Annotated in this window: 28 protein-coding genes; 7 read left to right on the plus strand and 21 right to left on the minus strand. The window is 64.9% G+C overall.

Translation table 11 applies throughout. From position 1 onward, the window contains the following. Positions 1 to 19 precede the first annotated feature (19 nt). A complete protein-coding gene (gene queC, locus Hhyl6_RS07200) occupies positions 20 to 718 on the plus strand; it encodes a 7-cyano-7-deazaguanine synthase QueC (RefSeq protein WP_483738533.1) in 699 nt (232 codons plus the stop codon). Between the two features lie 11 nt (positions 719 to 729). Here queC and Hhyl6_RS07205 read toward each other — a convergent pair whose 3' ends face one another. The 4 genes from Hhyl6_RS07205 to Hhyl6_RS07220 form a co-directional block, all read right to left on the minus strand. Further along, positions 730 to 1,113: a methylglyoxal synthase gene (locus Hhyl6_RS07205; RefSeq protein WP_483738534.1), complete on the minus strand. Its 384-nt coding sequence runs from the start codon at positions 1,111 to 1,113 to the stop codon at positions 730 to 732. Between the two features lie 42 nt (positions 1,114 to 1,155). Further along, on the minus strand, positions 1,156 to 1,434 hold the full coding sequence (locus Hhyl6_RS07210) for a HalOD1 output domain-containing protein (protein ID WP_483738535.1): 279 nt from the start codon (positions 1,432 to 1,434) through the stop codon (positions 1,156 to 1,158). 84 nt (positions 1,435 to 1,518) lie between these two features. Next, positions 1,519 to 2,181, minus strand: a complete 663-nt coding sequence (locus Hhyl6_RS07215; RefSeq protein WP_483738536.1) for a helix-turn-helix domain-containing protein — start codon at positions 2,179 to 2,181, stop codon at positions 1,519 to 1,521. A gap of 191 nt (positions 2,182 to 2,372) precedes the next feature. Beyond that, entirely contained in the window at positions 2,373 to 2,837 is a 465-nt protein-coding gene (locus tag Hhyl6_RS07220; protein WP_483738537.1) for a deoxyuridine 5'-triphosphate nucleotidohydrolase, read from the minus strand. Positions 2,838 to 2,976: 139 nt separating this feature from the next. Between Hhyl6_RS07220 and Hhyl6_RS07225 the strand changes: the two genes are divergently transcribed. Continuing rightward, the gene (locus tag Hhyl6_RS07225) at positions 2,977 to 4,950 is read left to right on the plus strand and encodes an aconitate hydratase (protein ID WP_483738538.1); all 1,974 of its coding nucleotides are present in this window, start codon (positions 2,977 to 2,979) and stop codon (positions 4,948 to 4,950) included. A 100-nt stretch (positions 4,951 to 5,050) separates the two neighbouring features. Beyond that, positions 5,051 to 5,443, plus strand: a complete 393-nt coding sequence (locus Hhyl6_RS07230) for a hypothetical protein (protein WP_483738539.1) — start codon at positions 5,051 to 5,053, stop codon at positions 5,441 to 5,443. Between the two features lie 125 nt (positions 5,444 to 5,568). On the opposite strand, the gene flaJ is transcribed toward Hhyl6_RS07230, so the two are convergent. The 17 genes from flaJ to Hhyl6_RS07315 form a co-directional block, all read right to left on the minus strand. Then, positions 5,569 to 7,317 carry an archaellar assembly protein FlaJ gene (gene flaJ, locus Hhyl6_RS07235; RefSeq protein WP_483738540.1) on the minus strand — a complete coding sequence of 583 codons (1,749 nt, stop codon included), beginning with the start codon at positions 7,315 to 7,317 and terminating at the stop codon, positions 5,569 to 5,571. A 2-nt stretch (positions 7,318 to 7,319) separates the two neighbouring features. Continuing rightward, complete coding sequence (locus Hhyl6_RS07240; protein ID WP_483738541.1) at positions 7,320 to 8,993, minus strand: type II/IV secretion system ATPase subunit; 1,674 nt, start codon at positions 8,991 to 8,993, stop codon at positions 7,320 to 7,322. A gap of 15 nt (positions 8,994 to 9,008) precedes the next feature. Next, complete coding sequence (arlH, locus tag Hhyl6_RS07245) at positions 9,009 to 9,770, minus strand: archaellum protein ArlH (protein WP_483738542.1); 762 nt, start codon at positions 9,768 to 9,770, stop codon at positions 9,009 to 9,011. Next, positions 9,767 to 10,222 (minus strand): archaellum stator protein ArlG, encoded by a 456-nt coding sequence (gene arlG / locus Hhyl6_RS07250; RefSeq protein WP_483738543.1) that lies wholly within the window; start codon positions 10,220 to 10,222, stop codon positions 9,767 to 9,769. The genes arlH and arlG overlap by 4 nt, the downstream gene beginning before the upstream one ends. A 1-nt stretch (position 10,223) precedes the next feature. Next, positions 10,224 to 10,667, minus strand: a complete 444-nt coding sequence (gene arlF, locus Hhyl6_RS07255) for an archaellum stator protein ArlF (RefSeq protein ID WP_483738544.1) — start codon at positions 10,665 to 10,667, stop codon at positions 10,224 to 10,226. Then, a complete protein-coding gene (locus Hhyl6_RS07260) occupies positions 10,651 to 12,243 on the minus strand; it encodes a FlaD/FlaE family flagellar protein (RefSeq protein WP_483738545.1) in 1,593 nt (530 codons plus the stop codon). Before Hhyl6_RS07260 ends, arlF begins: the two co-directional genes overlap by 17 nt. 253 nt (positions 12,244 to 12,496) lie before the next feature. After that, positions 12,497 to 13,018, minus strand: coding sequence for a chemotaxis protein CheD (locus tag Hhyl6_RS07265; RefSeq protein WP_483738546.1), 522 nt, complete (start codon positions 13,016 to 13,018; stop codon positions 12,497 to 12,499). Continuing rightward, on the minus strand, positions 13,018 to 14,235 hold the full coding sequence (locus tag Hhyl6_RS07270; RefSeq protein ID WP_483738547.1) for a chemotaxis protein CheC: 1,218 nt from the start codon (positions 14,233 to 14,235) through the stop codon (positions 13,018 to 13,020). Before Hhyl6_RS07270 ends, Hhyl6_RS07265 begins: the two co-directional genes overlap by 1 nt. Next, complete coding sequence (gene cheY, locus Hhyl6_RS07275) at positions 14,236 to 14,595, minus strand: chemotaxis protein CheY (RefSeq protein WP_483738548.1); 360 nt, start codon at positions 14,593 to 14,595, stop codon at positions 14,236 to 14,238. A gap of 109 nt (positions 14,596 to 14,704) precedes the next feature. Next, entirely contained in the window at positions 14,705 to 16,651 is a 1,947-nt protein-coding gene (locus tag Hhyl6_RS07280; protein ID WP_483738549.1) for a hypothetical protein, read from the minus strand. Beyond that, positions 16,648 to 17,121: a hypothetical protein gene (locus Hhyl6_RS07285; RefSeq protein WP_483738550.1), complete on the minus strand. Its 474-nt coding sequence runs from the start codon at positions 17,119 to 17,121 to the stop codon at positions 16,648 to 16,650. Before Hhyl6_RS07285 ends, Hhyl6_RS07280 begins: the two co-directional genes overlap by 4 nt. 46 nt (positions 17,122 to 17,167) lie before the next feature. Then, complete coding sequence (locus Hhyl6_RS07290) at positions 17,168 to 17,737, minus strand: DUF7500 family protein (protein WP_483738551.1); 570 nt, start codon at positions 17,735 to 17,737, stop codon at positions 17,168 to 17,170. A 110-nt stretch (positions 17,738 to 17,847) separates the two neighbouring features. Next, a complete protein-coding gene (locus tag Hhyl6_RS07295) occupies positions 17,848 to 18,447 on the minus strand; it encodes an archaellin/type IV pilin N-terminal domain-containing protein (protein ID WP_483738552.1) in 600 nt (199 codons plus the stop codon). Positions 18,448 to 18,803: 356 nt separating this feature from the next. Next, on the minus strand, positions 18,804 to 19,079 hold the full coding sequence (locus tag Hhyl6_RS07300; RefSeq protein WP_220618007.1) for a DUF7521 family protein: 276 nt from the start codon (positions 19,077 to 19,079) through the stop codon (positions 18,804 to 18,806). Positions 19,080 to 19,170: 91 nt separating this feature from the next. Continuing rightward, on the minus strand, positions 19,171 to 19,506 hold the full coding sequence (locus tag Hhyl6_RS07305) for an ArsR/SmtB family transcription factor (protein ID WP_483738553.1): 336 nt from the start codon (positions 19,504 to 19,506) through the stop codon (positions 19,171 to 19,173). 155 nt (positions 19,507 to 19,661) lie between these two features. Beyond that, positions 19,662 to 20,387, minus strand: a complete 726-nt coding sequence (locus Hhyl6_RS07310; RefSeq protein WP_483738554.1) for an RAD55 family ATPase — start codon at positions 20,385 to 20,387, stop codon at positions 19,662 to 19,664. 87 nt (positions 20,388 to 20,474) lie between these two features. Beyond that, positions 20,475 to 20,909 carry a chemotaxis protein CheW gene (locus Hhyl6_RS07315; RefSeq protein ID WP_483738555.1) on the minus strand — a complete coding sequence of 145 codons (435 nt, stop codon included), beginning with the start codon at positions 20,907 to 20,909 and terminating at the stop codon, positions 20,475 to 20,477. A gap of 171 nt (positions 20,910 to 21,080) precedes the next feature. Between Hhyl6_RS07315 and Hhyl6_RS07320 the strand changes: the two genes are divergently transcribed. The 4 genes from Hhyl6_RS07320 to Hhyl6_RS07335 are packed head-to-tail and all read left to right on the plus strand — an operon-like array spanning position 21,081 to position 26,153. Continuing rightward, entirely contained in the window at positions 21,081 to 22,154 is a 1,074-nt protein-coding gene (locus Hhyl6_RS07320) for a protein-glutamate methylesterase/protein-glutamine glutaminase (RefSeq protein ID WP_483738556.1), read from the plus strand. After that, complete coding sequence (cheA, locus tag Hhyl6_RS07325; RefSeq protein ID WP_483738557.1) at positions 22,154 to 24,118, plus strand: chemotaxis protein CheA; 1,965 nt, start codon at positions 22,154 to 22,156, stop codon at positions 24,116 to 24,118. Before Hhyl6_RS07320 ends, cheA begins: the two co-directional genes overlap by 1 nt. Next, the gene (locus Hhyl6_RS07330; protein WP_483738558.1) at positions 24,115 to 24,924 is read left to right on the plus strand and encodes a CheR family methyltransferase; all 810 of its coding nucleotides are present in this window, start codon (positions 24,115 to 24,117) and stop codon (positions 24,922 to 24,924) included. Before cheA ends, Hhyl6_RS07330 begins: the two co-directional genes overlap by 4 nt. Then, positions 24,921 to 26,153 carry a HEAT repeat domain-containing protein gene (locus Hhyl6_RS07335; protein WP_483738559.1) on the plus strand — a complete coding sequence of 411 codons (1,233 nt, stop codon included), beginning with the start codon at positions 24,921 to 24,923 and terminating at the stop codon, positions 26,151 to 26,153. The genes Hhyl6_RS07330 and Hhyl6_RS07335 overlap by 4 nt, the downstream gene beginning before the upstream one ends. Positions 26,154 to 26,169 lie beyond the last annotated feature (16 nt).

A 26,169-nucleotide genomic window follows, 5' to 3' on the forward strand; every position in this document is an offset into this window, starting at 1 on the left:
AGACCTCATATCACGACACATGACACAAGACGACCGCGCCGTCGTCCTCGCCTCCGGCGGGATGGACAGCGCCACGGCCGCCTACGAAGCACAGTCCCGCGGGTACGACGACCTGTACCTGTTGCACACCAGTTACGGCCAGAACACCGAACAGCGCGAGTACGAGTGCGCGACGGCGCTGGCCGACCACGTCGACGCGGCGGACTTCTGCCACGTCGAGACGAGTCACCTCCAGCAGATAGGGGGGTCCTCGCTCACCGACGCGGAGATGGCCGTCGCCGACGCCGACACCGACAGCGACGAGATTCCGAGTTCCTACGTCCCGTTCCGGAACGCGAACCTCCTCGCGATGGCCGTCTCCTACGCCGAGGCCACCGACTGCGCGGCGGTGTTCATCGGCGCACACAGCGAGGATTTCTCGGGCTACCCCGACTGCCGCCCGGCGTTCTTCGAGGCGTTCCAGCGCGTCGTCGACGTGGGGACGAAACCCGAGACGGAGATAGCGCTTCGCGCGCCGTTCGTCGAGTGGTCGAAGACGGACATCGCCGAACGCGGCCTCGAACTCGGGGTCCCCTACGCCGACACGTGGTCCTGTTACCGCAGCGACGAACCCGCGTGTGGCACCTGCGACGCCTGCGCGTTCCGGCTGGAGGCGTTCCAGCGCCTCGGCGAGCGCGACCCGGTCGCCTACGAAGAACGGCCGTCTTACGCCGACTGAGCGCCGCCCGCTCAGTTCACGTCGGCGTCGGCGGCGACCCCCTCCAAGACGTACTCGGCGGAGGTCCGCGTCGTCGCCAGCGGCACGTCGTGAACGTCGCAGATTCGCAAGAGCGCAGAGATGTCGGGTTCGTGGGGCTGTGCGGTCAGCGGGTCCCGCAGGAAGACGATGGCGTCCATCTCGTCCTCGGCGACCAGCGCACCGATTTGGGTGTCCCCGCCGAGGGGACCGCTCTGTTTCCGGTCGACGTGGAGCGACGTCTCCTCCATGATTCGCTTGCCGGTCGTGCCCGTACTGACGAGGTCGAACGCCGCGAGGACGTCCTCGTAGGTCTCCACGAAGTCTATCATCTCCGGTTTCTCGTCGTCGTGTGCGATGAGCGCTACGCGTACCATATCGCGGCTAACGACGGCCGGCGGCAAAAGTGGTGACTTCCCTCAGGCCACGGAGACGCCCCCGTCGGCGCTGACGGTCACCTCGTGACCCTCGACGTCGAAGGTAACGGCCACCCTGTCCCCGTCGCCGACCACCGCGCGGAGGTCGGCCGCGTCGACGTAGGCGTCGATGGCGTCGATAGCGTCACTGTCGAGGTCCGTCGCCGCGAGGACGGCGTCGGTGATTACCTCGTCTGCGGGTTCGGGGCTGACCCACTCGTCACCGCCCTCGTCGGCGGTCTCGCCCCGTATCATGTACACTGTCCCCTCGTCCGATTTCATACACCGACGTACTCCGCCGACAGATATAACGGGCTATGCGTGGTTTCAGAGCGTGAAACAACCGGTCGCCCGCCGCCGGGACCCTCAGTGGCGCTGTGACCCCAGTTGTTGCCGGTTCGGCGCGGCGAGCGTGTTGTCGACGAGACTCCCGGTCCCCCGACGGAGGCGCTCGGAGGCCGCCTGACTGGAGATGTCCAGCACCGTCGCGAGGTCCGAGAGGGAGGCGTCCCGGGGGACGGTGAAGTAGCCGCGTTCGAGCGCGAGCAACAGCACCTCGCGCTGTGGGTCGGTCACGCCGAAGTCACCGGAGGCCTCGTCCGCGTCGTCCTCAGTCATCGAGCGGACGTCGACGTCCAGATTCTCGGCGACGACGTGTTCGCGGAACGAGAGCACGGCGCTCCGGTCGGGGAATCGCCCCCGAATCAACCACTCGTCGTCGGCGAGTTCCGCGCGGACCATGACCCCGTCCGCGCTCAGCAGTCCGCTCCCGACGGTGGTCAGCGGCGTGTCCGTCGTGTTGACGACGTACCAGTGACCACCGACCTCCGGACCCACGTGAACCGCTCTGTCGACGCCGTCGTCGTCGACGAGCGCCGCGTCGACCCGTTGTTTCTCGGCCGTGCCGACCCAGACCACGGCCCGGCATCCCTCCTCGACGCACTGGAGGTGTTGCATCGTGACCCCGTCGGCGGCCGTCCGGCCGACGTCACGAAGGAACCCTGTCTCCACGTGAAATTCGACTATCATGTGGTTACGTCCGGGCGGCGCGGACATAAAACTCAGGCAGACAACTGTCCGACGACAAATGGGTGTCAGGTCGGACCGGACGAACGGGCTGTCAGAGGCGTCGGTCCGGCGTCGCCCGGGCACCGTTCGGTATTACTCGGTGGTACTATTTAAACATACGCCAGTCGGACGGGCGGGCGCGGTCCCGGAGGTCAGTCGAGGTTCTCGCGCTGATAGCTCCCCTCGTAGGTCCCCTCGTGGGCCGCCTCGGCGAGGACCAGTTGGGCGATGCGCGCGCCCGCTTCCAGTTCTATCGGGTGGTGGACCTCCAGCAGACCCTCGCCGCGGCCCTCGTAGCCGGCGTCCCAGACGGCCGTATCCAGCATACACGAGTTGCGCAGGAGCGACGACCGGGGGTAGAGAAAGCCGACGTGGCCCTCGGGGACGACGACTCGGTCGGCGTACTCGACGACGTAGCCGCCCCGCGAGAGCGTGTAGACGCCGTCTTCGGCGTCGAGTTCGCGTCGCTTCCCGACGGTCTTCCCGCCGCGTTCGATGCGCCCCGGTTCGACCTGTTCGTACACCGTCCCGAGGGTGAGGTCGACGCCGTTCGGTTGCACCTGTGCCTCGCGCACGTCGCCGAGGGCGTCGGCGACGAACTGTCCGCTCTTGAACATAGGCCCCGTTGGGGCGGCGACGGCGAAAACAGTACTGTTCGGCGCCGCAGGCGAAATCGACGGACGACGGGAGCGGTTGATGAAAAATAGGGCGGAATACGCGGGATTTATACGCGCGCGCCGTCGATTGTCGGACGTTATGGGACAGACGCTCACGGAAAAGATTCTCGACGACCATCTCGTCGAAGGGGAGCTGACACCCGGAGAGGAGATCGGTATCGAAATCGACCAGGTGCTCACACAGGACACGACTGGGACGCTCGTGTGGCTCCAGTTCGAGGCGCTCGGCCTCGAAGAGGTCCAGACGGAACTGGCCGCCCAGTACTGTGACCACCAGACCTACCAGTTCGACTTCAAGAACACGGACGACCACCGCTTCCTCCGCTCGGCCGCGGGGACCTTCGGCGCGCACTTCTCGCGCCCCGGCAACGGTATCTGTCACAACGTCCACAAGGAGAACTTCGCCGCGCCCGGCAAGACGATGCTCGGCTCGGACTCCCACACCCCGACCCCCGGTGGCCTCGGCGAACTCGCCATCGGTTCCGGTGGGCTGGACGTCGCCGTCGCCATGGGTGGCGGCGCCTACTACATCGACATGCCCGAGGTCGTCAACGTCCGACTCGAAGGCGAACTGCCCGGCTGGGCGACCGCCAAGGACGTCATCCTCGAGCTCCTCCGCCGCCTGTCGGTCAAGGGCGGCGTCGGCAAGGTGCTCGAATACACCGGCCCCGGCGTCGAGACGCTGACCGTCCCCGAGCGGACGACCATCACCAACATGGGCACCGAACTCGGTGCCACCTCCTCGATCTTCCCGACGGACGAGCAGACCGAGGACTACCTCGAACGCCTCGGCCGCGAGGACGAGTACGTCGAGATTGGTCCCGACGAGGACGCCGAGTACGACGACGAAATCGTCGTCGACCTCTCGGACCTCGAACCGCTCATCGCCGAGCCGTCGATGCCCGACAACGTCGTCCCCGTCAGCGAAGTCGAGGGCGTCGACGTCGAACAGGTCATCATCGGCTCCTGTACGAACGGCGCCTACGAGGACATCCTCCCGGCCGCGAAGATGCTCGAAGGGCGCAACATCGACAAGAAGACCGAGATGATCGTCGCCCCCGGCTCGAAGCAGGCCTCCGAGATGCTGGCCCGACAGGGCTGGACCGCGGAGATGATGGCCGCCGGCGTCAACTTCTCCGAGGCGACGTGTGGTGCCTGTATCGGCATCGGCCACGTCCCGGCTTCGGATTCGGTCTCCCTGCGGACGTTCAACCGCAACTTCGAGGGCCGCTCCGGCATCGAGGACGACAACGTCTACCTCTGCTCGCCGGAGGTCGCCACCGCGGCCGCCATCAAGGGCGAAATCGTGGACCCGCGCGACCTCGCCGACGAACTCGGCGACCTCGAAGCGCCCGGTCTGGAGATGCCCGACGAGTACATCGGCAACTCCGAGTCGGACCTCATCGCCCCCGACGAGGCCGTCGACGACGAACTCATCAAGGGCCCGAACATCGGCGACGTCCCGCTGAAGGACCCGCTCGAGGCCGAGGTCGGCGGTGAAGCCCTCCTCAAGATGGAGGACAACATCACCACGGACCACATCATCCCGGCCACGCAGGACATCCTGATGTACCGGTCGAACGTCCCGAAGCTCTCGGAGTTCACCCTCTCCCGGGTCGACGACACGTTCGCCGAGCGCGCGCTGGAAGCCGACGGCGGCGTCCTCGTCGCCGGCGAGAACTACGGGCAGGGTTCCTCGCGTGAGCACGCGGCGCTGTGCCCGATGTATCTGGGCATCGAGTCCGTCCTCGCCCAGAGCTTCGCCCGCATCCACAAGGCGAACCTGTTCAACTTCGGCATCGTCCCCCTCGAAATCGACGAGGACACGTACGAGAAGATAGAGCAGGGCGACGACGTCGAAATCGTCGACGACGTCGCAGAGGCCGTCCGCTCCGGGCAGGAGGAGTTCACCATCCGCGTCAACGACGACTGGGAGGCCACGGCCACGCTGGACGCCTCCGAGCGCGAACGCGAAATCCTCGCCGACGGTGGCAAACTGCCACACACGAAGGCTCAGCACGAAGAGGGCGGCGCCGCGCCGGCCGACGACTAACTCCGCGCTCGAACCGCGCTCTTTTCTTTCGCGCCCTCACCCCCAGCTATGCGACCGTCGGCGCCGATACAATTACTACGCCGACATGTGAAACGAAGGCATGGAGCGACGGGACATCTTACAGGGGACGGTGGCGACGGTGGCCGGAGGGCTTGCCGGCTGTCTCGGCGGCGGCAAGTGCGGACCGGGCGAGACGACGTTCGCGGACGTACAGGCCCGCGTCGGCGACGGCGAACTCGAAGACGACGACCCGGCGGTTCGCGTCCGGTACGAGGGGGCAGTCGTCAGGACGACGGAGTACGACCGAGTGATTCTGGACGACGGCACCGCGACGGCGGAACTGTACGCCCCCGGCGGCTACACCATCGAGACGGAGTATCTGGACGCCGGGGAGTGCATGACCGGCCGCGGGTCCGCCATCACGAAGGACAACCGCGACGAGGACCGCCTCGTCGTGCAGGTGAGTTCGATGGAGGAGAAGTCGTCGTGGTGAGGTGACACGCGATGGCCGTGCCAACGTGTCGCCGCTGACGTCCCTGTCAGCGTAGGCCCCGCCCGAGCGGTCGGTCCTCCGCTCGCGAACACGGGGAGCGGCGGGTCGCCGGCGGGAGGACGCCCCTAGATGGCGAGGAACTGCGTCACCAGCCACTTCGTGAAGGTGCCGGTGATGGCGCCAATCCACGAGAGGACGACGAAGTGCATGTAGGTGTTGGCCTTGTGGCCCCCGTCGACGGTGCGAATCATCAGCGCCGACAGCATCGCCGAGAACATGATGATGATGACCAACAGGAACTCGATGAGCGGGATGTCGTAGACGCCGGTGTTGATGAGGGAGTTCACGTCGAGTCGGCTCCCGGCGTTGAGGTTCAGCGACATCTGTGCGAGGATGTTGACGACCTGTAAGCCGATGAAGAAGGCGAACGTCGACGCGGCCGTAATCCCGTAGAGGAGGCCGACGAGCGTCGTCGTGGCCTGCTTGCGCTTCTGGCGGAGTTGGAGCACCTGATTCATGTTGGCGGCGATGAGTTCGCCCAGTTGCTTCGGGGACCCACCCATCTCGCGGCCGATGAGGTACATCTCGGAGAACGTCTGGACGAGGTAGGAGCGACAGTCGGCGGTGAAGTACCGCCACGCCGACGTGGGTTCGATGCGCATGTTCAACCGCTTGTACAGGTCGTCGATGTTCTGGGTCAGCGGCCCGAAGTCCTTCTTGCGGAGAGTCCGGAGCACCATCCCCGTCGTGGACTGTTTCGCCCCTTCGGTGGCCCCCAGCGCGCGGATGAAACTGGGGAACTCGTCGTCGCGGGCCTTGACCTTCTGCTCCTCTTGGCGGAAGACGATGCCGGGGATGAGCATCGGGGTGACGGGGACGACGGCGTAGAACGGCAGGGGTACGCTGTCGAGGAAGAACAGCAGGTCGTTCAGGGTAATCGGGGACACGCCGAACATGCCGCCGACGGTGACGAACACCAGTAGCGCCGAGAGGCCGACGCCGGCGTACATCGACTTGTCGAGACGCTCTTCGATGGGCGAGGGGTACTCCTCGGGGTGGAACCACACCGGGTCGTACGGGGCCATCGAGCGGATGGCGAGGAAGAACCCCGACTGGACGAAGACGAACATCACGATGACGGCGCTGACGGTCATCGTCGGGTTCGTCCCGGTCAGCACCGGCAGGACGACGGCGAACACCAATGCGAACGTCATCGAGAGAATCATCGAGAGGTAGAGGTCCTTCATGACCTCCAGACTGTCCAGCGAACTCCGGTAGACGGTGGTGTAGTGCTGGATAATCTGCTCCTGTTCGGACAGCAGATAGTCCTCTAAGGACTGGCCGGCCCCGAGGGTGTAGGCCAGACGGTCGAGGAAGTCCGAGAAGGCGTCGCTGGGCACTTCCTTGGCGCGACGACGGCAGGCGTCGTCTAAGCTCTGGTTCCACGTGTCCACCAGTTGCGTGATGCGGTGCATCTCCATGGCGAGTTCCCCGTACTCCTCCTCCTGCGCGAGGGTGCGAAACACCTCCATGCGGTCTATCTTCGTCGTCGCCAGCACCGTCATGTGGGTGATGAGGAGGTGAAAGCGGTTGTTGAGTTCCCGCTTGCGCTGAGAGAGCAGAATCTTCGGGTAGAACAGCGCCGACACCATCGCGAGGAACCCGAGCAACGGAATCGGCGCTCGGATGGCCATCGGGAGGTCGAGCAACAGCGCCGCCACCGCCGAGAGGACGAAGAAGGCCACCGACGGGAGGAGGATGAAAAAGAGGTACCGTTCCAGCGGAATCGTCATCTGGCGGTACGACTCGACGAGGCTCTGGACGGTCTCGGTGATGGTGAGGTCGATGCCGGTCTCGGCTTCGCTCTGGGCCATCGTCAGTTCGGTCGAGAGACGTTGAACGGGATGCCTTCGACGCCGTCTCGCTGGAAGTCCCGGATGAAGTCGTTGACCTCGTGGTACCCCAGAATCCCTTCCTGGATGGCGCGTTCGATGAGGTTCGCCCGGAACTGCAGGTCGTCGTAGATGTCGCGGGTGTCCTCGTACCCCAGCAGGGTCGCGATTTGCTCTTCGAGGACGTAGGAGTTGTTCATCCCCTGGAAGACGATTTCGTCCTCGACGGGGTCCCAGTTGAACACCTGTCGGGTGACGACGCCGTCCATCTCCTTGGAGTACCCCTCTATCTCCTGAACGCTGGTGACCCGACGCAGGACTTGGTCGCCCTGCTTGACGCGGTTCTGGAACAGGGCGACGTCGGCGACGTCCATGAACGTCTCGGGGACGTTGATGGGTTCGCCGGTGAACCGCTGGATCATCGAGACGATGTCGCTGGCGTGGAAGGTCAACATTACGGGGTGGCCGGTCTGGGCGGCCTGGAACGCCATCCGACCCTCCTCGCCACGGACCTCACCCACGATGATGTAGTCGGGGCGGGAACGGAGGGCGGCGGCGACGAGGTCGAACATGTCGATGCTGGTCCCCTCGTCCTCGCCCTCGCGGGTGAGCAGTTGCTGCCACGTGTTGTGGGGCGGGAGCACCTCGGCGGTGTCCTCTGCGGTGTAAATCTTCGCGTCGGCGGGGATGAACGAGGTGATGGCGTTCAGCGTCGTCGTCTTTCCCGAGGCCGTCTCCCCGACGACGAAGACGGTCTGTTCGTTCTCCAGACAGAGCCACAGGTACGCCGCCAGTTCCGGCGAGAGGGTCATCCACTTCGTAATCTGGAAGATGGAGAGCGGAATCTCGTCGCCCTGTCGGATGGTGAGCGAGGGGCCCTTGAGGCTCACGTCGTCGGAGTAGATGAGGTTCAGACGCGACCCGTCCGGCAGCGTCGAGTCGACGATGGGGTCCGAGTCGGAGACGGGGTCGCCCATCCGTTCGCCCATGTTCCGAAGCCACTGGTCGAAGGCCTCCTCGCTCTGCCACTCCACCGTCGTCTCCAGCATCCCGTAGACGCCGTGGTCGACGTGGCACTCGCTCCGGCCGATGACGTGGATGTCCTCGTTGGCCGGGTCGCGCATCACCGGTTCGAGCGGCCCCAAGCCGACGATGTCCCGGTTGAGGCGGTAGAGGATGTTCTCGTAGGTCGACTGGGTGACCTCGACGCTGCCGACGTCGGCGAGGTTCGACAGGCGCGTGAGGACGCCCCGGTCGTCGTCCTGGTCTCGGATTCTGGTCGTCTCCTGAAGCAGTTCCTCGATTCGGTCGTCGTACTCCGCCTCGCTCTCCGGGGCGGGCTTGTTGACGCTCTTCTGGAGGAGGCGGTTGCGGACCTTGCCGAAGACCGCCCGTTCGTCCTGGTCGAGTTCCGGTTCGATGGCGTAGTACTTCGTGTCCTGTCCCACGTCGCCGTAGATGTGACAGAAGATGGGGCCGCCGACGGGGTAGAGGACGTTCGGTCGGTCGGACTCGTACTCGCCGTCGGCCTCGTCTATGAGCATCGGGAACTCGCCGGTAATCTGCTTGAACTTCTTGAGGTGGTCCCGGAGGTGTGGCCGCCGGGCGGCAATCTGTCGAAGTTCGTCCGATGGCTTCGCGCGTCCGTGGTCTGTCATATCTTAGATCACCCCTTATGCGACGCTCCGCGACTCGATGACGATGCCCGTCCCCGACCGCACGGAGAACCCGACGGTGTCACCGACCTGTTCGCCCATGCCGGCGAACCGGAGGACGTTGATCTGCCGGCGCACGTCGTTCCCGACCTCTATCATCTCCAGTTCGATGAACACGTCGGCGATGGCCCGGAACGGGCCGATGGCCTCCTCGTCCAGCGTCGACGGGTCGACGGTGAGCATGATGCACTTCCCCTGAGAGATGATGTCCCTGAAGAAGGAGATAATCTCGAGGGCCGCCTGTCGCTCCTCGTTCTGGCGGACCAGCGCCTCGAACTTCGGGTCGTTCCGGAGGATGGCGTCGAAGGTGTCGATGACGACGACGTCGGCCTCCCACATCACCTCCGCCTCCATGAGTCTGCGGAGCAGTTCCTTGCGGTCCTGCTCCTCGTTGCCGCCGGAGAACGTGTTCGAGTCGCCGATGTCGGCGTGCAAGAACAGGACGTTCTCGTCCAAGATGTGGTCGACCATGTCGTAGGACAGCGAGTGCATCTGGTCCAAGAAACTGCCGACGGTGAGTTCCGTCGAGAGGTAGGTCACCTCGTGGCCCTCCTCGCACAGTCCGTAAGTGAACCGCTGGCTCATCGCGGACTTGCCGGCCCCGTAGTCCCCCTCGACGAGGATGATGCTCCCCGGAGGGATGCCGCCGCCCAGTTCCTTGTTCAGTCGGTCGTGGTCGTCCAGTCCCAGCGAGAACAGGTCGGTACTTGCGAGGCTCATGCTCGGAACCTGAACACCTCCTCGTCGCCGTTGACGATGAGTTTCACGCGGTGGTCGCCCGACAGCCCGGGCGCCGAAATCTCGACGCGGACAACCGTGCCGGGCCGCCAGACGCCGTCGGTACCGTCCACGAGCGTCACGCCGAACGACGTGACGAACGACCCGTCGAGGAACAGGTCCATCTGTCCGGGGTCGGCCCCCAGCGGTTCCGACCCCGTGTTCTTGACGTGGAGCGTGACGTTCCCGTTCCCGTCGCTGTCGTAGATGGCGCCGCTACCGCTGTCGGAGATTATCTCGACGTCGGTCCGAACCTCCTCGCTGACGTCCAACCCCTGCTCCGAGACGGCGTTGCTCAACTGGCCGATGGTGTCGGTGAAGACGCCGGCGACGCTCGCAGCCACCATCATCGAGGCGATGAACAGGATGAGGTGGGAGGCGGAGACGCTCGCCATCTCAGCTCACCACCTGCGTCGTCTCGACGGCCGCGACGCCGGGGCCGGTGACCACTTTCACGCGGCCGGGGTCCGACGGTATCCCCGTCGCGTTGACCACGAGTTGCTCCTCGGGGAGCCACAGGTCCGTCGCCTCGTCGCCGTCCACGGCGGACCGGTAGCCGGTGAGGTAGTCGTCGTTCGCCAACAGGTCCACGTCGCTGACGGTCAGGTCCGTCGACCCCGCGTTGACGACCGTGACGTTCAGCGAGTCCGCCGTCGTGTTGTACGTGACGTCGGTGACGTCGATAGCCGTGTTCTGCTGTTCGAGCGTCCGGTCGGCCTGCACGTCGCGGGCGTCGTTGACGTTCTCGAACCCGTTGGCCGTCGCGCTGTAGAACATCCCGAAGCCGATGAACATGGCCACGAAGACGACGGCCGCGGAACCGCTAACGCTGAAGCCCATCGGCACCACCTCCGACGAGTTTCGAGAGCGCGACGGCGTCGGCGCCGCTGTCGTCGTCGAGTTGCGAGATGTAGCGTAGGCTCTCGGTGTGGTGGTCGATGGTGAGGCCGCCGCCGGTGTCCGATACGTCGTCGAACCCGCGGAGGTACTCGGTGAGGCTGTCGGCGACAGACGCGTCGATCCATCCGATGGTCTCGTAGTAGTCTATGGCGCGGGCGGCCTCGCGGTAGCCCGCCTGCTCGACGAGGAACTCCAGCCACTCGACCACGATGAGGTCCGCCGCGAACCCTTCGGGCATCGTCTGGAGGTAGGGTTTCCCGCCGTCGCTCTCCGCGCTTCCGTCCGTCTCCGCGGTCGCCGCGGTCGTCGGGTCGGACGCTGGCTCGGGCTCCGGTTCCGGGTCGGCCGTCGTCTCGGGTTCCGGTTCCCGGTCCGGGTCTGGCTGGGCCGTCGAGTCCGGGGTCGCCGTCGTGTCTGCCGCCCCGTCGTCCACGGGGGCGGGGTCGGGTTCGACCTCGGCCTCGGCGTCGTCCAGTCCGTCGTCGTCGATGACCTCGTCGAACAGGTCGTCGTCTTCGAGGCCGCCCTCGTCGTCCAGCAAGTCCCCGTCGTCGTCTTCGAACAGTTCGTCCTCCTCGTCCGCGAGGCGTTCCTCGTCGTCCTCGGACTCTCCCTCGGCCCAGTCGGCGTCGCCCGACTCGTACTCGTCTTTCAGTTCGGCGAAGGACTTGCCGCCGTCCCCGCCGTCGTCGCTCCCACCCTCGTCCACGTCGAGTCCGTCGTCCATGCTCATGTCGTCCTCCGTGTCCTCGAAGTCGTCGAACTCCTCGTCGAACGACCCGCCGTCGTCCTCGAAGCCGCCGCCGAAATCGTCGTCGCCGAACATGTCGTCGCCGTCGTCCATCGACATGTCGCCGCCGTCGTCCTCGACGAGGTCCTCGTCGAAGAAGCCCTCCGCGTCGGCGCTGGCGACGTCTTCGTCGATGTCGTCGGTGTCGTCTCCCCCGTCGTCGCTGTCGAACAAGCCGAACGAGCCATCGCCCATACCGCCGCCGCCCATCCCGGCGTCGACGTCGTCGGCGAAGGGGTTGACCCCGCGCGTGACCATCTCGTAGATGTCGAGGAGTTTCCGGACGTTCTCCTCCACCTCGTCGACGGACTCGGAGATGGACTCGTTCTCCGTGCGGACCGTGTTGACCGTCGAGGAGAGACTGCCGACCTCGTTCTCCAGTTCGTCGAGTCGGTGCTCCAGTTCGTCCGTGTCCGGTCCCGTCGCGTCCTCCATGTCGCCGAACTCGTCGTCGCCGAACCCGCCCATGTCGTCGCCGTCGTCCAAGCCACCGAGGCCACCGAGTTCGTCGCCACCCCCGCCCTCTTCCGCCATCAGACCACCGCCGTCGGCCATCTCGTCGTCGCCGTCGTCGTCGCTCTCGTCGTCCGACATGATGGAGTCGAACATGTTCTTGATGCTCATACCGACGAGGCCCCCGGAGAGCAGGACGAGCAACGCGGGCACGAGTGCGACCACGTCCGGGGACAGTGCCTGCAACGTCGGCAGGAGAGCGAGACTACTCATTGTCGTTATAAATTACTTCAGACACCCTTGAATATTCCGTCTAGCCTATCATCGTTGATAACAAATCCCAAATTTCTAATCTCTAATTCAGGAATTAATATCTCGAATAGAGTAGTTATCCTGATAAGGTTGGTTTCGGGTGGAGATTAGTGGATAGACGCCCTGATGAGCGCGTTTGCGGCAGACGAGTGGATGCCGTCCGTCAGACATCGTTCGTGATACTGGGCCGGGTCGTGGCTGTCAGCGACGGGACTCAAAGCGTCTTCGAGTCGGTGTTGGCGCTCTTGACCACGAAGTCCCCTGTGTCGGCTTCCAGTCGGAGCGACCGGCCGTGGTCGCCACCGACGTCCTCACCGATGATAGGGATGTCGTGCTCTTCGAGCGTCGTCCGGACTTGGTCGGCGTTGCGGGACCCGATAGAGGCACCGTTCTCGGAGAAGTCGAGCATGTCGCTCCCTCCGGCTATCTTCGCTCGCATCTGCTCGCGGGATGCCCCCTCGGCTTCGAGCGCCTCGACCAGCGCGGCAACGCCGGTGTCCGCGAACTTGGCTCGGTTTCCCCCCTCTACGTCTTCGGCCGTCGGCAACATGACGTGGACGAGGCCGGCGGCACCCGACATCTCGTCGTAGATGCCGACGCCGATACAGGACCCGAGACCGCTCGTGGTCAGTACGGCCGAGTCAGTCGTCACCCGGTACTCGGCGATACCGACCTTGATTCGCTCTGGCTCGGTCTCCTGCGTACGCTCCGTCTGACTGCCGTCGTAGACTTTCATTATTCGAATATCTGTTCGACGTCCGCGTCAGTCTCGTCGGCACGGTCGACGTCCAAATCTTCGAGCGCCTCGCGCAGTTCCTTCTCGTTGGGCAGCGCGTGAATCTCGGCGTTGAACTCGATGTCGTCGGTCCGCATCGTCGAGTTGATGATGAACGCGTGTTCCTGATGCTGGCCGACCTGTGCGGCGAGGGGGTCGACGATGGACCGGCCCATGTCGTGGACCAGTCGCGGCGGCGTGTGGTCGACCGACGTCTGGAGGACGTTCGCCCACCCGTCGACGAACCCGCTGGTCATGATGTTGCCGAGTTCCTCGATGGCGGCCTTGTGCTGGTCGGTCACGCCGTCGCCGTCCACCTCGACGGGCATCATCGCCTCGGCGACGTTGACCGCCGAGACCTCGTCGAACAGCACCATCAGGTAGCCGCTGGGGACGCCCGTGAACTCCACCACCGTCCCGACGTACGTGTCGGTGCCGACCTGTTTGGGCACGTCCTCGATGGGTGCGAAGCTAATCTGGGTCACCTCCGCGTCCGTCGGGATGCCGGTCATCATCTCGACGTTGTCGGCGGCCTGTTGGGTGCCGTCGGTGGTCATCTCGTTGAACGTCTGAAGTTTGTCGATGGGAATCGCGTCGGCGTCGGTGTCCCCGTGTTCCATCATCGCCTCCGCGAGCGGGTCGTACTCGGGAAGCATGTAGATGTAGAAGTTGACCGACTCGCCCACCCACTCTATCTCCGACTTGAAGACGAACACTTGGTCGTGTCCCCCTGACTCCGGGGCCTCGGGCAACACGTCGGCACCGTCGCGTTCGATGTACTCCGGCGGCGAGTGGTCGATGGTCGAGTCGAGGTAGTCGGCCCACCCGTCGATGAACCCGCTCATCATGATGTTGCCTATCTCCTTGACGCCGCTCTGGGCCATCGCGGGGTCGTCGCTGGCACCGGGCATCAGTGCCTCCGCGATAGTGTCGGCCGAGTCGGTGTCGAAGACGAGCACTGTCTCCCCCTCCAGCACACCCTCGAAGCCGAACTGGACGCCGACGAACTCCTCCCCGGTCAGTTCCCCGCCGACGTCGGCCCGGTCGAGTAAGGTAATCCGGGTCACGTCGACGCTGGCGTCGATGCCCGTCATCTGGGCGAGCGACTGCGTGGCCTGCTGGGCCCCCTCGTGTGCGAGTTGGTTGAACGTTCCGAGCGACTGGATGTCGACGTTCATCTATGACGGCACGACGTCCTCGATGGCCTCCATCACGCTGGGCTTCTGGAACGGTTTGGTGATGTAGCCGTCGGCACCGGCCTTCACGGCCTCCTTCATCTTCTCCTCCTGACCGACGCTCGTGCACATGATGACGTTGGCGTCGGGGTTCGCCGACTTTATCTCGTCGGTCGCCTCGATGCCGTCCCGAATCGGCATCACGATGTCCATCATCACCAAGTCTGGCGTCTCCTCTTTGTACACCTCGACCGCCTCCACGCCGTTCTCCACCTCTCCGACGATGGTGTGGTCCTCCTCTAGAATCTCCCGAAGGAGGTTGCGCATAAACTCCGAATCGTCGGCAATCAGTACGTCAGGCATGACCTATCGACACGAAGTACCGCGATGAGCTAAATAAATGTGACCCGTAAATTATCGCCTGTGATACCGCCGTACTGCGGTCGTGTAGCGCTGTCGCGGCGGTCTGCGCTCACAGCGTCGGTAACAGGTCGGCGACGACCCGCACGAGGTCGAACGCGTAGACGCCGTATTCGAAGTACACCAGCCCCGACAGCACCAGGTACGCCGTCGCGAACCCGGCGGGGAGCGCCAATCCAGTCGCGACTGCCCGTTCCGAGAAGCGGTCGGGCGCGAGGGTGCGACCGACGACGGCGACGGCGCAGACGAGCGCGGCCGCGAGGTTCCACAGCGCGTGGTACTGTACCGCCTCGCCAAGCGCCAGTCCGAGGGTCACGATACCGCCGAGAACGACCGTCAGCGCCGCCACGAGGGCGAGGGCGTACGCTCGGACGAGCCACCCTGTTTCCGCTTTGACGCCCTCGCGGACGGCGGGCACCCGGCAGACGCCGTACACTGCGAGGGGGATAATCGGGTGGATATACCGCACCGTCAGTTGACTGAACAGCGGTAGACTCGAAAGGTAGACTATAGAGAACACCAGCGCAAGCGCCGTGACGAGGAAGTCCGTCTGTCGGCGTGGCGAGAGCCGCCGCGGGTGTGGGAATCGGCCGATTCTCCACCTACCGTCCGATAGTCGGTGACCCGCCAGCATCGGAAGGGCCAACAGCGCACCGAGTACCGGCGTCGCTTCCAACAACGCGAGTTCTATCGTCTCGTTATCGTTGAGCCAGTACCGCACCCCCGGGATGTGTCCGCTTCGGAGGAAGATGTACGAGAGACGCGCGGGGTCGTCGAGAACGCCGACACCGTCAACGACCGCCCCGCCAGCGAACTCCCCGACCGGTTCGGCGGCGTCGAGTACCGTCCCGAGGAACGGAACGGTCGGTCCCCTCGGCGTCGTATCACCGTCAATCGCGGTATCACCCCCATTACCAGACTCTCCACCGGTGCCACCGTCGGCGCCGGAGTCGGTCGCCCCACTCTCGTCGACCGATGGCGCGAACTCGACGGCGTCGTCCTCGACGTCCGGGAGAAGTCGCGGCGGTTCCGCCGGGTTGCCGCTGATGGCGTAGTTCGTCGCCAGCATCGGCGTCGTCGCCGCGAGGAGGACGAGGGCGACGACGAGGAGGTCCCGCGGTCGGTTCGAACGCGCGGTCAGCAGGTCGACCACACCGAGGACGCCGACGAGGAAGAACGCCTCGAACGCGTGGACCCACGTGACCACGCCCACGAGCGCGTAGGCCCCCGCTCTGGCTCGGAGCGCGGCCCGGCCCTCGGCCCGTCTGCTCACGGCGAAGGCGTACACCGCCGCGAGCGTCAGCGTCGCGACGAGGGTGTGGCGTTTCGGTAGCGTCGACCAGAACCCGACCGGCGTGGCCAGACCGAGAGCGGCGCCGGCCGCCAGTCCGACCCGTCGCCCGTGCCACTTGCCGACGAGACGGTACAGGAGGACGCCGGCGGTGGCCGCCGCGGCCATCGTGGACAACTGGTAGGCCGCCAGCGCGAGTCGGTCCGGGTCCAGATTCGTCGCCGTGAGGACGCTCCCGACGAACAGGAGGGCGACGACCACCGTACCGACCGTCACCGTCCTGTCTCTGTCGATGCCGTCGAGACGCCCCGTCTGCGTGACCAACGCCAGTCCGAGGCCCGCCCACAGACCGGCGAGGAGGAGTCGCGGGTCGACGAGGAGAGCGAGACCCTCCAGCGCCCAGACCAGCGGTACCGCCAGCGCGAGTTGCCCGTAGTTTCGCCCGTACAGCAACCCGTCGTAGCGATGGAGGCCCGGCTGTGACCCTAGCGTGAGCGAGTACTGAATCTCGGTGACGTGGAGGTGGCCGTCGGCGAGGGCGACGAGCGTGTTCGCCGTCGCGTAGGTGTCCTGAATGAAGATGCCGACGCGCCACGTCAGCCCGAACCAGCAGAGCAACCCCAACCACAACACCAGTCCGTAGCGGTCGGCGAACAGCCACTGACCGAAGGCGACGAGTCGCCCTCTCGCTCCTTCGGCACCGCTCACGCCCCCACCTCCACGGTCGCGTTCTCCCGGTAGACCGTCCGGTCGGTGGTGAAACTCTGGACGCGCACCGTCAGTCGCCCCTCGTAGGTCGCTCGCTCGACGGTCTCTCGACCCATCCCGTGGTCGTCGGGGCCGAGCCGATACGTCCCCGGCCCGGTCACGACGGCCGTCTCGACCAGTTCCACGTCGAGGGCCGGCACCGAGACGAGGTAGACGAGTCGCGGGCGGCCGGTGACCGACGCGAGGCGAACGGTCGCCGTCGGCGGTCGGAGGTACGTCACTCCCGTTCCGAACCGACCGTCCGTGACGCGAAAGGCCGCCGTCTGGACGGTCACCGACGAGACTGTCGCCGTCCCCTCGCCGAAGTCCGTCGGTCGCTCGGCGGTCACGTCCACCCCGAACGGTCCCGTCAACACGGCGACGGCGACGACGAAGAGCGCGACACCGGTCACCAGATACCGTCGAGTCATCGCCTGCCGTAGCAACGACGCCCCCCGGTGTTAAAGCTCTCGACGCTCAGAACTCCGCGCCGTCCTGCTCTTCGACCGCCGCCACGAGGTCGGCAATCGTGTCGTCCGGCGAGAGGCCGGTCGATTTGACCATCTCTCTGAAGCACCCGGGCGGATACTTCACCGGGACGTTCGACTCCGAGAGGAGGATGCCGAGGACGTCCTCGACGGCCGTCGAGCCGTCCATCTGACGCCCGTACCAGAGCATGAAGCTCTCGAAGACGGTGACGATGTCGTTCGAGGAGAGTTGCTGTTGGTCCACGTCGCCGTCGAACTTCGCGGTCACGTCGAACCCGTAGCGGGTGTTCGAGTCGGCCATCTGCTCTGCGAGCCACTCGTGGACGTCCGCGTCGGTGAACCTCACGGTGTCGGGTTCGGGGTCCGTCGCCGATTCCGACTGGGGGCCCGCGTCGGCAGACACCTGATTGCCGTAGGAGTCGTCGGTCCGCACGTCCGGCGAGACGACGTACCGTCCCTCGTCTATCTCCGTGACGTGGTCGTCGTCCGCGATGTCGAGTTCCTCCGGGGAGAGTATCTTGCCGTCCTCCGGATTCGGTTCGTCTGACCCCGGGGTCATATCGGCTAGTGTGTGAGGGAGTGGTATAATTCCGTCGCTGGTGGTGAGTCACCGTCGAGAACCGCACCGCTAGTGGAGAGTTGCTTCGAGAAAAAGAAAGATACGCCGGCTTACAGCGTGACGGCGGAGTTGCCGGACAGGGTCTCCGGGACGACGAGGCGGACAGTCGTGGTACCGCCGGACTGGGTGTTCAACTGAATCGTCGCCGTGGCACCTTCACCGAGACCACTGGAGCCGAGGTCGACGGCGCTGAAACGCAGCGTCGCGCGGTCGGCCGGGTCGTTCAGCACGTTACTCTCGGAAATCGACGAGTCGTCGTCCTGAACAGTCGAGACCGAGAAACTGTCGCTGTTGGCAGTCGAGCCCTGCGTGAGGTCGTACGAACCGGACGATTCAACCCACTGCGCGATGGTGCTACCAAGGTCGATGTTCGCCGCACCGGGAGCCTTCTTCACAGTAATCTGCACCGTGTCGACTTCCTTGTTCGTGCTGTCGATGTCGGTCCCGACGGTGCTAACGACTTCCAGTCGGTTCGTCACTTGGTCACTGCTCTGTTGCCCGGTCTCCTCCGCACTGCTCTGGAGGAAGCCGGCCGTGTTGATCAGGACGCCCGCGGCGATGGCCGCGACCAGCACCATCGCGATGAACACGATGAGCGTGCCGATACCGACCTGCCCGCGGTCGTCGTCGTTTCGTAGTTCCGTGAACATTGAATATTCCGGGCCTGTCTGACCCTACTATCAGTCTGCGTTTCATCAGTAATAATACCTCCCCCCGAAATATCTATGCTGATAACGATACTTTCAGGCCGTTAATCGGTCGTTTTACTCGAAATGGTCGGCCACAGTCGGTGGTGCAGCGGCCCGCAACGGCGACGCCGTTAGAACGGACGGAGAGACCCGTGACTCGGGCGAGAAAGCGGTGAGTCGGAGACCACCATGTGTGCCGGCCAGCTCGGGAGAAAATGGTCGATTAATCGCCGGGCTCGCACGCACGCGCTATACAAAAATTAACTATTGATACGGCTATCCGGTGGCCGCCGTGAGTCCCGACGTCCCGGGACGACTCACTCGTAGGTCACGAGGCTGTACATCACGAACAGGTAGCCAAACGTCGTCAGACCGCTGTTGACGAGCAACAGCGAGCGCACGCCCTCGAAGTCGTTGACGAACGCGCTTATCATCGTCGCGGCCGCACCGGCGACGGCCAGCGAGAACCCCAGCGAGAGGTGGAGCATCGCCTGCCGGGACGTTTGAACGTACGCCCGCATCGCCATCCCGACCATGGTGAGTCCGGCGACGACGAACACCAGCGTCGAGATGGCGTAGAGGAGTTCTATCATCGGCACTGCATCGGCCTACGAGAAAGCCGTTATTAAATCCACCCTCTAAAATATCTGTCCTGATAATAAGCGGATAAGGCAGTTCGGCGGCTCAGCCGTCCGAGAGCGTCCGCCACGCCTCGTCGAGTTTGTTGGTCACCTCCGACCGCTCCTCGACGTGGACCGAGAGCTCCTCTTCGAAATCGACGCTGACTTCGTCGACGTTCCGGCGGTACACCTTGATTCGCCGCCGGTCGTCCGAGAGGATGTTGTCGTGGAGTTCGAGCAGGTCGTGTTCGGTGAGTTCGTCGATACGTCGGTAGCAGGTCGCAATCGGGATGCCGAGTTCGTCGCTCAGTTCCTGCGCCGAGACCGGTTCGTCTGTCGCGTCGAGGATTTCGGCGCTGTATTTGTTCCCCAGCGTCTGGAGAATATCCGCTGAAGCCATCGTTATCAAAACATGAATTTTGAATTTTATAAAGCTATCGCCGATGATACTGAGTGAGTTTGGGGTAAATAGAGCGTTAGAGCCGAACCACCCAGAACCACCCACATATGCCCTGAAACGGGCGTTTCAGGACTTAATAACGGTTTAACCCCAGCCTATATCGGTGATTCTTCCTCGCTCATCATCGAGAACGCGCTGGCGTTCTGGTGGACCTTGATACCACCCCAGTCTATCTCCATCGGGTAGATGTCGGTCTCGATGTTCTGCTTGCGCATCTTCGCCACCCAGACGTAGCGGCTGACGCCGGTGTCGGTGGGGGTCTGGATGAGGTAGATGTTACCGTCGGTGAGGTAGTTCTCCAGTCCGATGTCCGTGTCGGGGAACACGGCACCCTGCTCGTTCGTCAGGAGCGTCGTCAGACCGTTGTCCCGGAGGATGTCGGAGAACTTCAGGAGGTACGTCCGCTTCTCCTTCTCGTCCTCGAAGAACAGTTCGAACATCGCCAGCGAGTCGAGGACCAGTCGGTCGTACTCCTCGTCCTCTAAGTCCTCCAGCAGGAGTTCCAGCGACGAGGAGAAGTCGTTCTCCCGGAGGAGGACCTGCTTGTCGTACACCTTGATGTCGCCGTTCTCGACGAAGTCACGCCACTTGTCGAAGCCCAGCGATTCGGCGGCCTGTCGCAGGTCGGACTCGTTCTCCTCGAAGGAGAGGTAGATGCCTTTCTCGTCGAACTGTTCGACACCGTTGTAGAGGTACTGGAGACAGAGAATCGACTTGCCAGCGCCGGGGTTCCCACTGATGAGTGTCGTGGAGTTCTTCACGATACCGCCGTTGAGGATGTCGTCGAGACCGTCGATGCCTGTCTTGGTTAGCTCTATCATGTTCTGTGGGGTGGAGTGGAAGGTTGTGTAAGCGTGGTGTGTGGTGCGTTGAAAAGTCTTGTTCACGAAACCCGGGTATAGACGCGTTCAGCCCTCACTGTGGACGACAGCGGGGTCTACCCAGATGACGAAGTCGTCGTCGCGCTTGACGACGCCCCGGATGGACCCGGAGTCGTTGGCCGGCGACCGGTCGACCTGTTCCGGCGTAATCTGGACGACCTGGAACACCTCGTCGACGAGCCACCCGGCGGCGCCCTGCGTCTGGACGATAGCCGGGTCGAAGACGATGATGCGTTTCCCGTCGGCGTCGTCCCCGATGCCGAAGACGACCTTCGGGTCGACGATGGACGTCGTCCGACCGCGGAGGTCCATGACGCCCTCGACGTGCGCTGGGGCGTTCGGAACCTGCGTCAGGTCGCCCACGTCGACTATTTCGGTCACGTAGTCGATGCTGACGCAGTACGTCTCCTCGCCGAGTTGGAATTCGAGCACTTGGCCGGTCGTAGCTGACTGTGCAGACATGGGTCCCGGAGTACCAGAAAGTGGTCCGTAGGTCCGTATAAAGATGTCTGCTGGGCTATCAACTTTGATTACGTGGGCGGAGTCTTTATTTCGGGGCGAACGGGAGTACGGCACAGGAATGCAGATGCTCTGCCCGCGAATGACGACCGCGTCACAGGGGCACGTGTGACGATGGTCGGTGCCGCGCCGCGTGCAGTCGTCGCCGACGACTCGCACTTCATGCGTAGCGTCATCTCGGACATCCTCGAGGAGGGTGGTATCGAGGTGGTCGCGCAGGCCCGGAACGGCCGAGCGGCCGTCGACGCCGTCGTCGAACACGAACCGGACGTGGTGACGATGGACGTCGAGATGCCGGAGATGAACGGCATCGAGGCCACAGAGCGCATCATGACCGAGCGCCCGACGCCGGTGTTGATGCTGTCGGCACACACCGACGAGAACGCCGACGTGACGTTCGAGGCACTCGATAAGGGTGCCGTCGACTTCTTCACCAAACCCGGCGGCGAGGTGTCGATGGAGATGTCTCGGCTGAAGGACCAACTCGTCGACATCGTCTCCTCGGTGGCCGAGGTAGACGTCGCCGGAGACCGCCGCACCGCGGCCGTCAATGCGGACCCGGCGAGCGGTCAACCCGCACCGGAGGCGGCCTCGTACGCGAGCAATCCCACGGTCGTCATCGGGTCCTCGACCGGTGGCCCGAAGATGGTCGAACAGGTGCTGTCGGACCTACCGCTGGCCGCCGACCTCCGAGTCCTCGTCGTCCAGCACATGCCGGAAGGCTTCACCGGTCGGTTTGCGGAGCGCATCGACGCTCGGAGCGACTACGACGTCCGTGAGGCGACGGACGGGGCGCGAATCGGAGGCGGCGAAGCCCTCGTCGCCGCCGGCGACCGCCACATGGAGCTAAAGAACTACCGGAACGGCCGTCTCCGCGTGAAACTGACCGACGACGACCCGGTCAACAGCGTCCGACCGGCCGTCGACGTGACGATGGCGACGGCCGCGGACGTCGTCGACGACCCCCTCGTCGGCGTCATCCTCACCGGGATGGGCGAGGACGGCGCGGACGGCATCCGCCGCATCAAGGCGGCCGGGGGGCGGACTCTCGCACAGGACGAAGCCACGTCGGCCGTCTACGGCATGCCCAAACGGGCGGTCGAAACCGGCTGTGTGGACGACGTGTTGCCCATCGACGACGTCGCGAGCGGCATCTTAGACACGATTACGACCGAGGTGACCTCATAATGGACGACCAGTATCTCGACGCATTCATCCGAGAGAGCGAGGAGGCGATAACGGAACTCAACAACTCCTTGCTCGACCTCGAATCGGACCCCTCCGACGAGGAGGCGATGGACTCTATCTTCCGCACCGCACACACGCTGAAGGGGAACTTCGGTGCGATGGGGTTCGACGACGCCGCCAACCTCGCACACGCGATGGAGGACCTCCTCGACGCGATGCGGCAGGGCGAGATGGAGGTCACGCCGGACGTGATGGACCTCGTCTTCGCCGGCGTCGACCAGATAGAGGTCATCGTCAAGGAGATAGAGGCCGACGGGGAGTCACAGACCCGGACCGACGAGACGGTGGCCGAACTCCGCGCCGTCCTCGAAGACGGGGCCGAGGCCGCGGGCGATGCGAGTGCGGCCGCCGGGGGGACGGCCGAGAGCGGCACCGGCGAGACGGACCCACCGGTCGACGTGGACCTCGACGCGGGCGAGGCCGACGGACGGGTCGTCCACGCCGCCGTCGGGGTCGGCGAGTCCGACATGCTCGGCGTCGACGCGATGCTGGCGCTGGAGGCCATCGAGGACGTCTTCGACATCCTCGCCTCCGACCCCGAGCGAGCGGCCATCGAGGACGGCGAGTTCGAGGCGACGTTCGACATCTACCTCGACGCTCCGGACGCCGCGACCGTCGACGCGGAACTGGGGACCATCGGGAAGGTCGACTCCTTCACAGCGGCGGACGTGACCGAGGACCTCTCCGACGACACGACTGCCTCGGGTGACGACGGGACCCACCCGGCACCCACCGACACCGAGGGCGACGGAGAGGAACACAGCGTCGACGAAATCAAGTCCGTCCGCGTGGACGTCGACCAGTTGGACGACCTGCACGGACTGGTCGAACAACTGGTGACCAGCCGTATCAAACTCCGGCGCTCCGTCGAACAGGAGGACGTCGACTCGGCGGGCGAGACGCTGAACGAACTGGACAAGATTACGGCGAACCTCCAGAACACGGTGATGGACATGCGGCTCATCCCGCTGAAGAAAGTCGTCGGGAAGTTCCCCCGACTGGTCCGTGACCTCGCCCGCGAACTCGACAAGGACGTCGAGTTCGAAATCGAGGGCGAGGACATCGAACTCGACCGGACCATCCTCACCGAGATTTCGGACCCGCTGATGCACATCCTCCGGAACGCCGTCGACCACGGCATCGAACCGCCCGCCGAGCGTGCGGCCGCCGGGAAACCGGAGACCGGACACATCACCCTGCGGGCCTCTCGGGAACGCGACCACGTCATCATCGAAGTCGAGGACGACGGCGCGGGACTGGACGTCGACGCCATCGAGCAGAAGGCCATCGAGAAGGGCGTCCGCTCGGCCGAGGAACTCGAGGCGATGGACGACTCGTCCATCTACGATCTCGTCTTCCATCCGGGCTTCTCGACGGCCGACGAGGTGACCGACACCAGCGGTCGCGGGGTCGGGATGGACGTCGTCCACGACACCGTCACCCAACTGGACGGGTCGGTCAACGTCGAGTCCACCGAGGGCGAGGGGACGACGGTCGCTCTGCGCCTCCCCGTGACGATGGCCATCGTGAAGGTGCTGTTCGTGGAGGTGGGCGACGAGGAGTACGGCGTCCCCATCAAGAACGTCGACGAGATTACCGCGACGGACGCCGTCAAGCAGGTCAACGGGAAGGAGGTCATCAAGCACAACGACGACATCTACCCCGTCATCCACCTCGACGACACGTTCGACGTGCCCGGCGAGACGGCCAACGGCGACGGCATGCTGGTCCGCATCCGGGAGTCAGAGCGGCAGGTCGCCCTCCACTGTGACTCCGTCAACAGTCAGGAGGAGGTCGTCGTCAAACCCCTCGAAGGTATCCTCTCGGGGACGCCCGGACTCTCCGGGACGGCCGTGCTGGGCGACGGCAACATCGTCCACATCCTCGACGTGGTGACCCTATGAGCAGAGGGAACGACCGGCAGTTCACCCGCCTGCTGGAGTTCATCGGGACGGAGATGGACTTCGAGTCGGGCTTCTACAACGACGCGTACCTCGACCGCCGCATCACCGCACGGATGCGCCGGACCGACATCGACAGCTACCGCGAGTACAAGCGCCTCCTCCAACGAGACGACGGCGAGCGCGAACTGCTGCTCGATTCGCTGTCCATCAACGTCACGAGTTTCTTCCGGAACCCGGACGCGTGGGACCAGTTGCGCCCGGTCCTGCGGGACCTCACTGCCGAGAACCGCCGGGTCCGCGTCTGGTCGGCCCCGAGCGCCGACGGCCGCGAACCGTACTCGGCGGCGATGCTGGCGCTGGACGACCCCGAGGTGGACGCCAGTCGCATCGAGATTACGGGGACGGACATCAACGCGGACATCCTCCGTGAGGCCCGAGCGGCCACCTACGAGACGTCACAGACGACGGACATCGCGGCGGAACTCGAACCGCTGGACGACTACACGGAGTACGTCGAGGAGGACGGCGACACGTTCCGGGTCCGAGACGTGGTCACGGACATGGTCACCTTCGAGCAACACGACCTCATCCGGGGCGACCCCAAACGCGACTTCGACTTGGTGTTCTGTCGGAACCTCCTCATCTACATCGACAGCGAGTACAAGGTCCCCATCTTCGAGACCATCCGCGGGTCGCTCCGGGAGGGCGGGTACCTGATGATAGGGATGACCGAGACGCTCCCGGCGGAGTGTCGGGACGCCTTCGAACCGGTCGACAAACAGCACCGCATCTACCGCCGGGTATGAGCCTCTACGAACTCGAACGCGACGGCGAGGTCCAAGAGCTCATCCGCGTCCTGCGCGAGAGCGACAACCAGCGAGTGCAGGCCCGCGCCGCCGAGTTGCTGGGGAACTTCCCCGACCACGACGACCGGAAGGACGTGGTCAACGCGCTCGTCCGGGCGGCGCAGGGCGACAGCGACGCGGTCACCGCGGCGGCCATCGACTCGCTGGACGAACTCGGCGGGGACGCCATCGAGCAACTCATCGGCAGCATGGCCGGCATCGAACTGGACGCCGACGCCGCCGACTGGGTGACCGCGAAGGCGTTCATGCGGGCGCTGGATTCGGACGTGCCCGAGTTGCGGATGGCCGCGGCCAACGGCCTCGGTCGGTTGGACCAAGCCGACGCCGTCCCGAAGCTCGCGGAGCGATTCGAGGACCCCGACCCACGCGTGCGGGCCCGGGCCGCGCGGTCTGCCGGGAAGATAGGCGACTCCCGGGCGACTGGACCGCTCGAATCGCTGCTGACCGACCCGAAGGGCGTCGTCCGCCGGGAGGCCGCCGAGGCCCTCGGGAACATCGGGAACCGGCAGGCCCTGCAGGCCCTCCTGCCGATGTACGAGGACGACAACCAGCAAGTCCGGCGCATCGCCGTCGGCGCGTTCGGGAACTTCGGGAACGACCGCCCGGTTGACCACCTCGTGGCAGCGCTCTCGGACGACTCGCCCGCGGTGCGGCGCACGGCCGTCTACTCGCTGGTCGAACTGCTCTCGAACGTCCCGACCGAACAGAGTCACGACATCCGCGAGACGGTGGTCGAGAAGCTCTCGAACACCGACGACCGGAGCGTCGTCGTCCCGCTGGTCGAGATTCTGGAGGAGAGCACGCAGGCCGCCCAGCGGCGCAACACCGCGTGGTTGCTGGGTCGGGCGACCAGCGAGGAAGAGCGGAGCCGCGTCATCGACGCCCTCGTGGGTGCCCTCAGCGACGAGGGACAGATGTTGCGGCAGTTCGCCGCCACGAGCCTCGCGGAACTGGGTGGGGAGGACAACATGGTCGAGCGCCGCCTCCTGAAACTCGTGGAGGACGAGACGGTCGACCCGGAGGTCCGCGGACAGGCCATCTTCACCCTCGGCAAGGTCGGCGGCGAGCGCTCCCGGAAGGTGCTCGACAAACTCATCGACGACACCGACCACGACGTGGTCCGGAAGAAGGCCTTCTCCGCCATCTCGAAGCTCGGAGGGCGAGGATGACGCGGACCGTTCTCCG

The sequence above is a fragment of the Haloarcula sp. H-hyl6 genome (assembly GCF_056934455.1).

Bases quoted from the DNA above. Each gene is read 5' to 3' on its own strand.
- queC (WP_483738533.1), top strand. From the start codon at position 20: ATGACACAAGACGACCGCGCCGTCGTCCTCGCCTCCGGCGGGATGGAC.
- Hhyl6_RS07205 (WP_483738534.1), bottom strand. From the start codon at position 1,113: ATGGTACGCGTAGCGCTCATCGCACACGACGACGAGAAACCGGAGATG.
- Hhyl6_RS07210 (WP_483738535.1), bottom strand. From the start codon at position 1,434: ATGAAATCGGACGAGGGGACAGTGTACATGATACGGGGCGAGACCGCC.
- Hhyl6_RS07215 (WP_483738536.1), bottom strand. From the start codon at position 2,181: ATGATAGTCGAATTTCACGTGGAGACAGGGTTCCTTCGTGACGTCGGC.
- Hhyl6_RS07220 (WP_483738537.1), bottom strand. From the start codon at position 2,837: ATGTTCAAGAGCGGACAGTTCGTCGCCGACGCCCTCGGCGACGTGCGC.
- Hhyl6_RS07225 (WP_483738538.1), top strand. From the start codon at position 2,977: ATGGGACAGACGCTCACGGAAAAGATTCTCGACGACCATCTCGTCGAA.
- Hhyl6_RS07230 (WP_483738539.1), top strand. From the start codon at position 5,051: ATGGAGCGACGGGACATCTTACAGGGGACGGTGGCGACGGTGGCCGGA.
- flaJ (WP_483738540.1), bottom strand. From the start codon at position 7,317: ATGGCCCAGAGCGAAGCCGAGACCGGCATCGACCTCACCATCACCGAG.
- Hhyl6_RS07240 (WP_483738541.1), bottom strand. From the start codon at position 8,993: ATGACAGACCACGGACGCGCGAAGCCATCGGACGAACTTCGACAGATT.
- arlH (WP_483738542.1), bottom strand. From the start codon at position 9,770: ATGAGCCTCGCAAGTACCGACCTGTTCTCGCTGGGACTGGACGACCAC.
- arlG (WP_483738543.1), bottom strand. From the start codon at position 10,222: ATGGCGAGCGTCTCCGCCTCCCACCTCATCCTGTTCATCGCCTCGATG.
- arlF (WP_483738544.1), bottom strand. From the start codon at position 10,667: ATGGGCTTCAGCGTTAGCGGTTCCGCGGCCGTCGTCTTCGTGGCCATG.
- Hhyl6_RS07260 (WP_483738545.1), bottom strand. From the start codon at position 12,243: ATGAGTAGTCTCGCTCTCCTGCCGACGTTGCAGGCACTGTCCCCGGAC.
- Hhyl6_RS07265 (WP_483738546.1), bottom strand. From the start codon at position 13,018: ATGAAAGTCTACGACGGCAGTCAGACGGAGCGTACGCAGGAGACCGAG.
- Hhyl6_RS07270 (WP_483738547.1), bottom strand. From the start codon at position 14,235: ATGAACGTCGACATCCAGTCGCTCGGAACGTTCAACCAACTCGCACAC.
- cheY (WP_483738548.1), bottom strand. From the start codon at position 14,595: ATGCCTGACGTACTGATTGCCGACGATTCGGAGTTTATGCGCAACCTC.
- Hhyl6_RS07285 (WP_483738550.1), bottom strand. From the start codon at position 17,121: ATGACTCGACGGTATCTGGTGACCGGTGTCGCGCTCTTCGTCGTCGCC.
- Hhyl6_RS07290 (WP_483738551.1), bottom strand. From the start codon at position 17,737: ATGACCCCGGGGTCAGACGAACCGAATCCGGAGGACGGCAAGATACTC.
- Hhyl6_RS07295 (WP_483738552.1), bottom strand. From the start codon at position 18,447: ATGTTCACGGAACTACGAAACGACGACGACCGCGGGCAGGTCGGTATC.
- Hhyl6_RS07300 (WP_220618007.1), bottom strand. From the start codon at position 19,079: ATGATAGAACTCCTCTACGCCATCTCGACGCTGGTGTTCGTCGTCGCC.
- Hhyl6_RS07305 (WP_483738553.1), bottom strand. From the start codon at position 19,506: ATGGCTTCAGCGGATATTCTCCAGACGCTGGGGAACAAATACAGCGCC.
- Hhyl6_RS07310 (WP_483738554.1), bottom strand. From the start codon at position 20,387: ATGATAGAGCTAACCAAGACAGGCATCGACGGTCTCGACGACATCCTC.
- Hhyl6_RS07315 (WP_483738555.1), bottom strand. From the start codon at position 20,909: ATGTCTGCACAGTCAGCTACGACCGGCCAAGTGCTCGAATTCCAACTC.
- Hhyl6_RS07320 (WP_483738556.1), top strand. From the start codon at position 21,081: ATGGTCGGTGCCGCGCCGCGTGCAGTCGTCGCCGACGACTCGCACTTC.
- cheA (WP_483738557.1), top strand. From the start codon at position 22,154: ATGGACGACCAGTATCTCGACGCATTCATCCGAGAGAGCGAGGAGGCG.
- Hhyl6_RS07330 (WP_483738558.1), top strand. From the start codon at position 24,115: ATGAGCAGAGGGAACGACCGGCAGTTCACCCGCCTGCTGGAGTTCATC.
- Hhyl6_RS07335 (WP_483738559.1), top strand. From the start codon at position 24,921: ATGAGCCTCTACGAACTCGAACGCGACGGCGAGGTCCAAGAGCTCATC.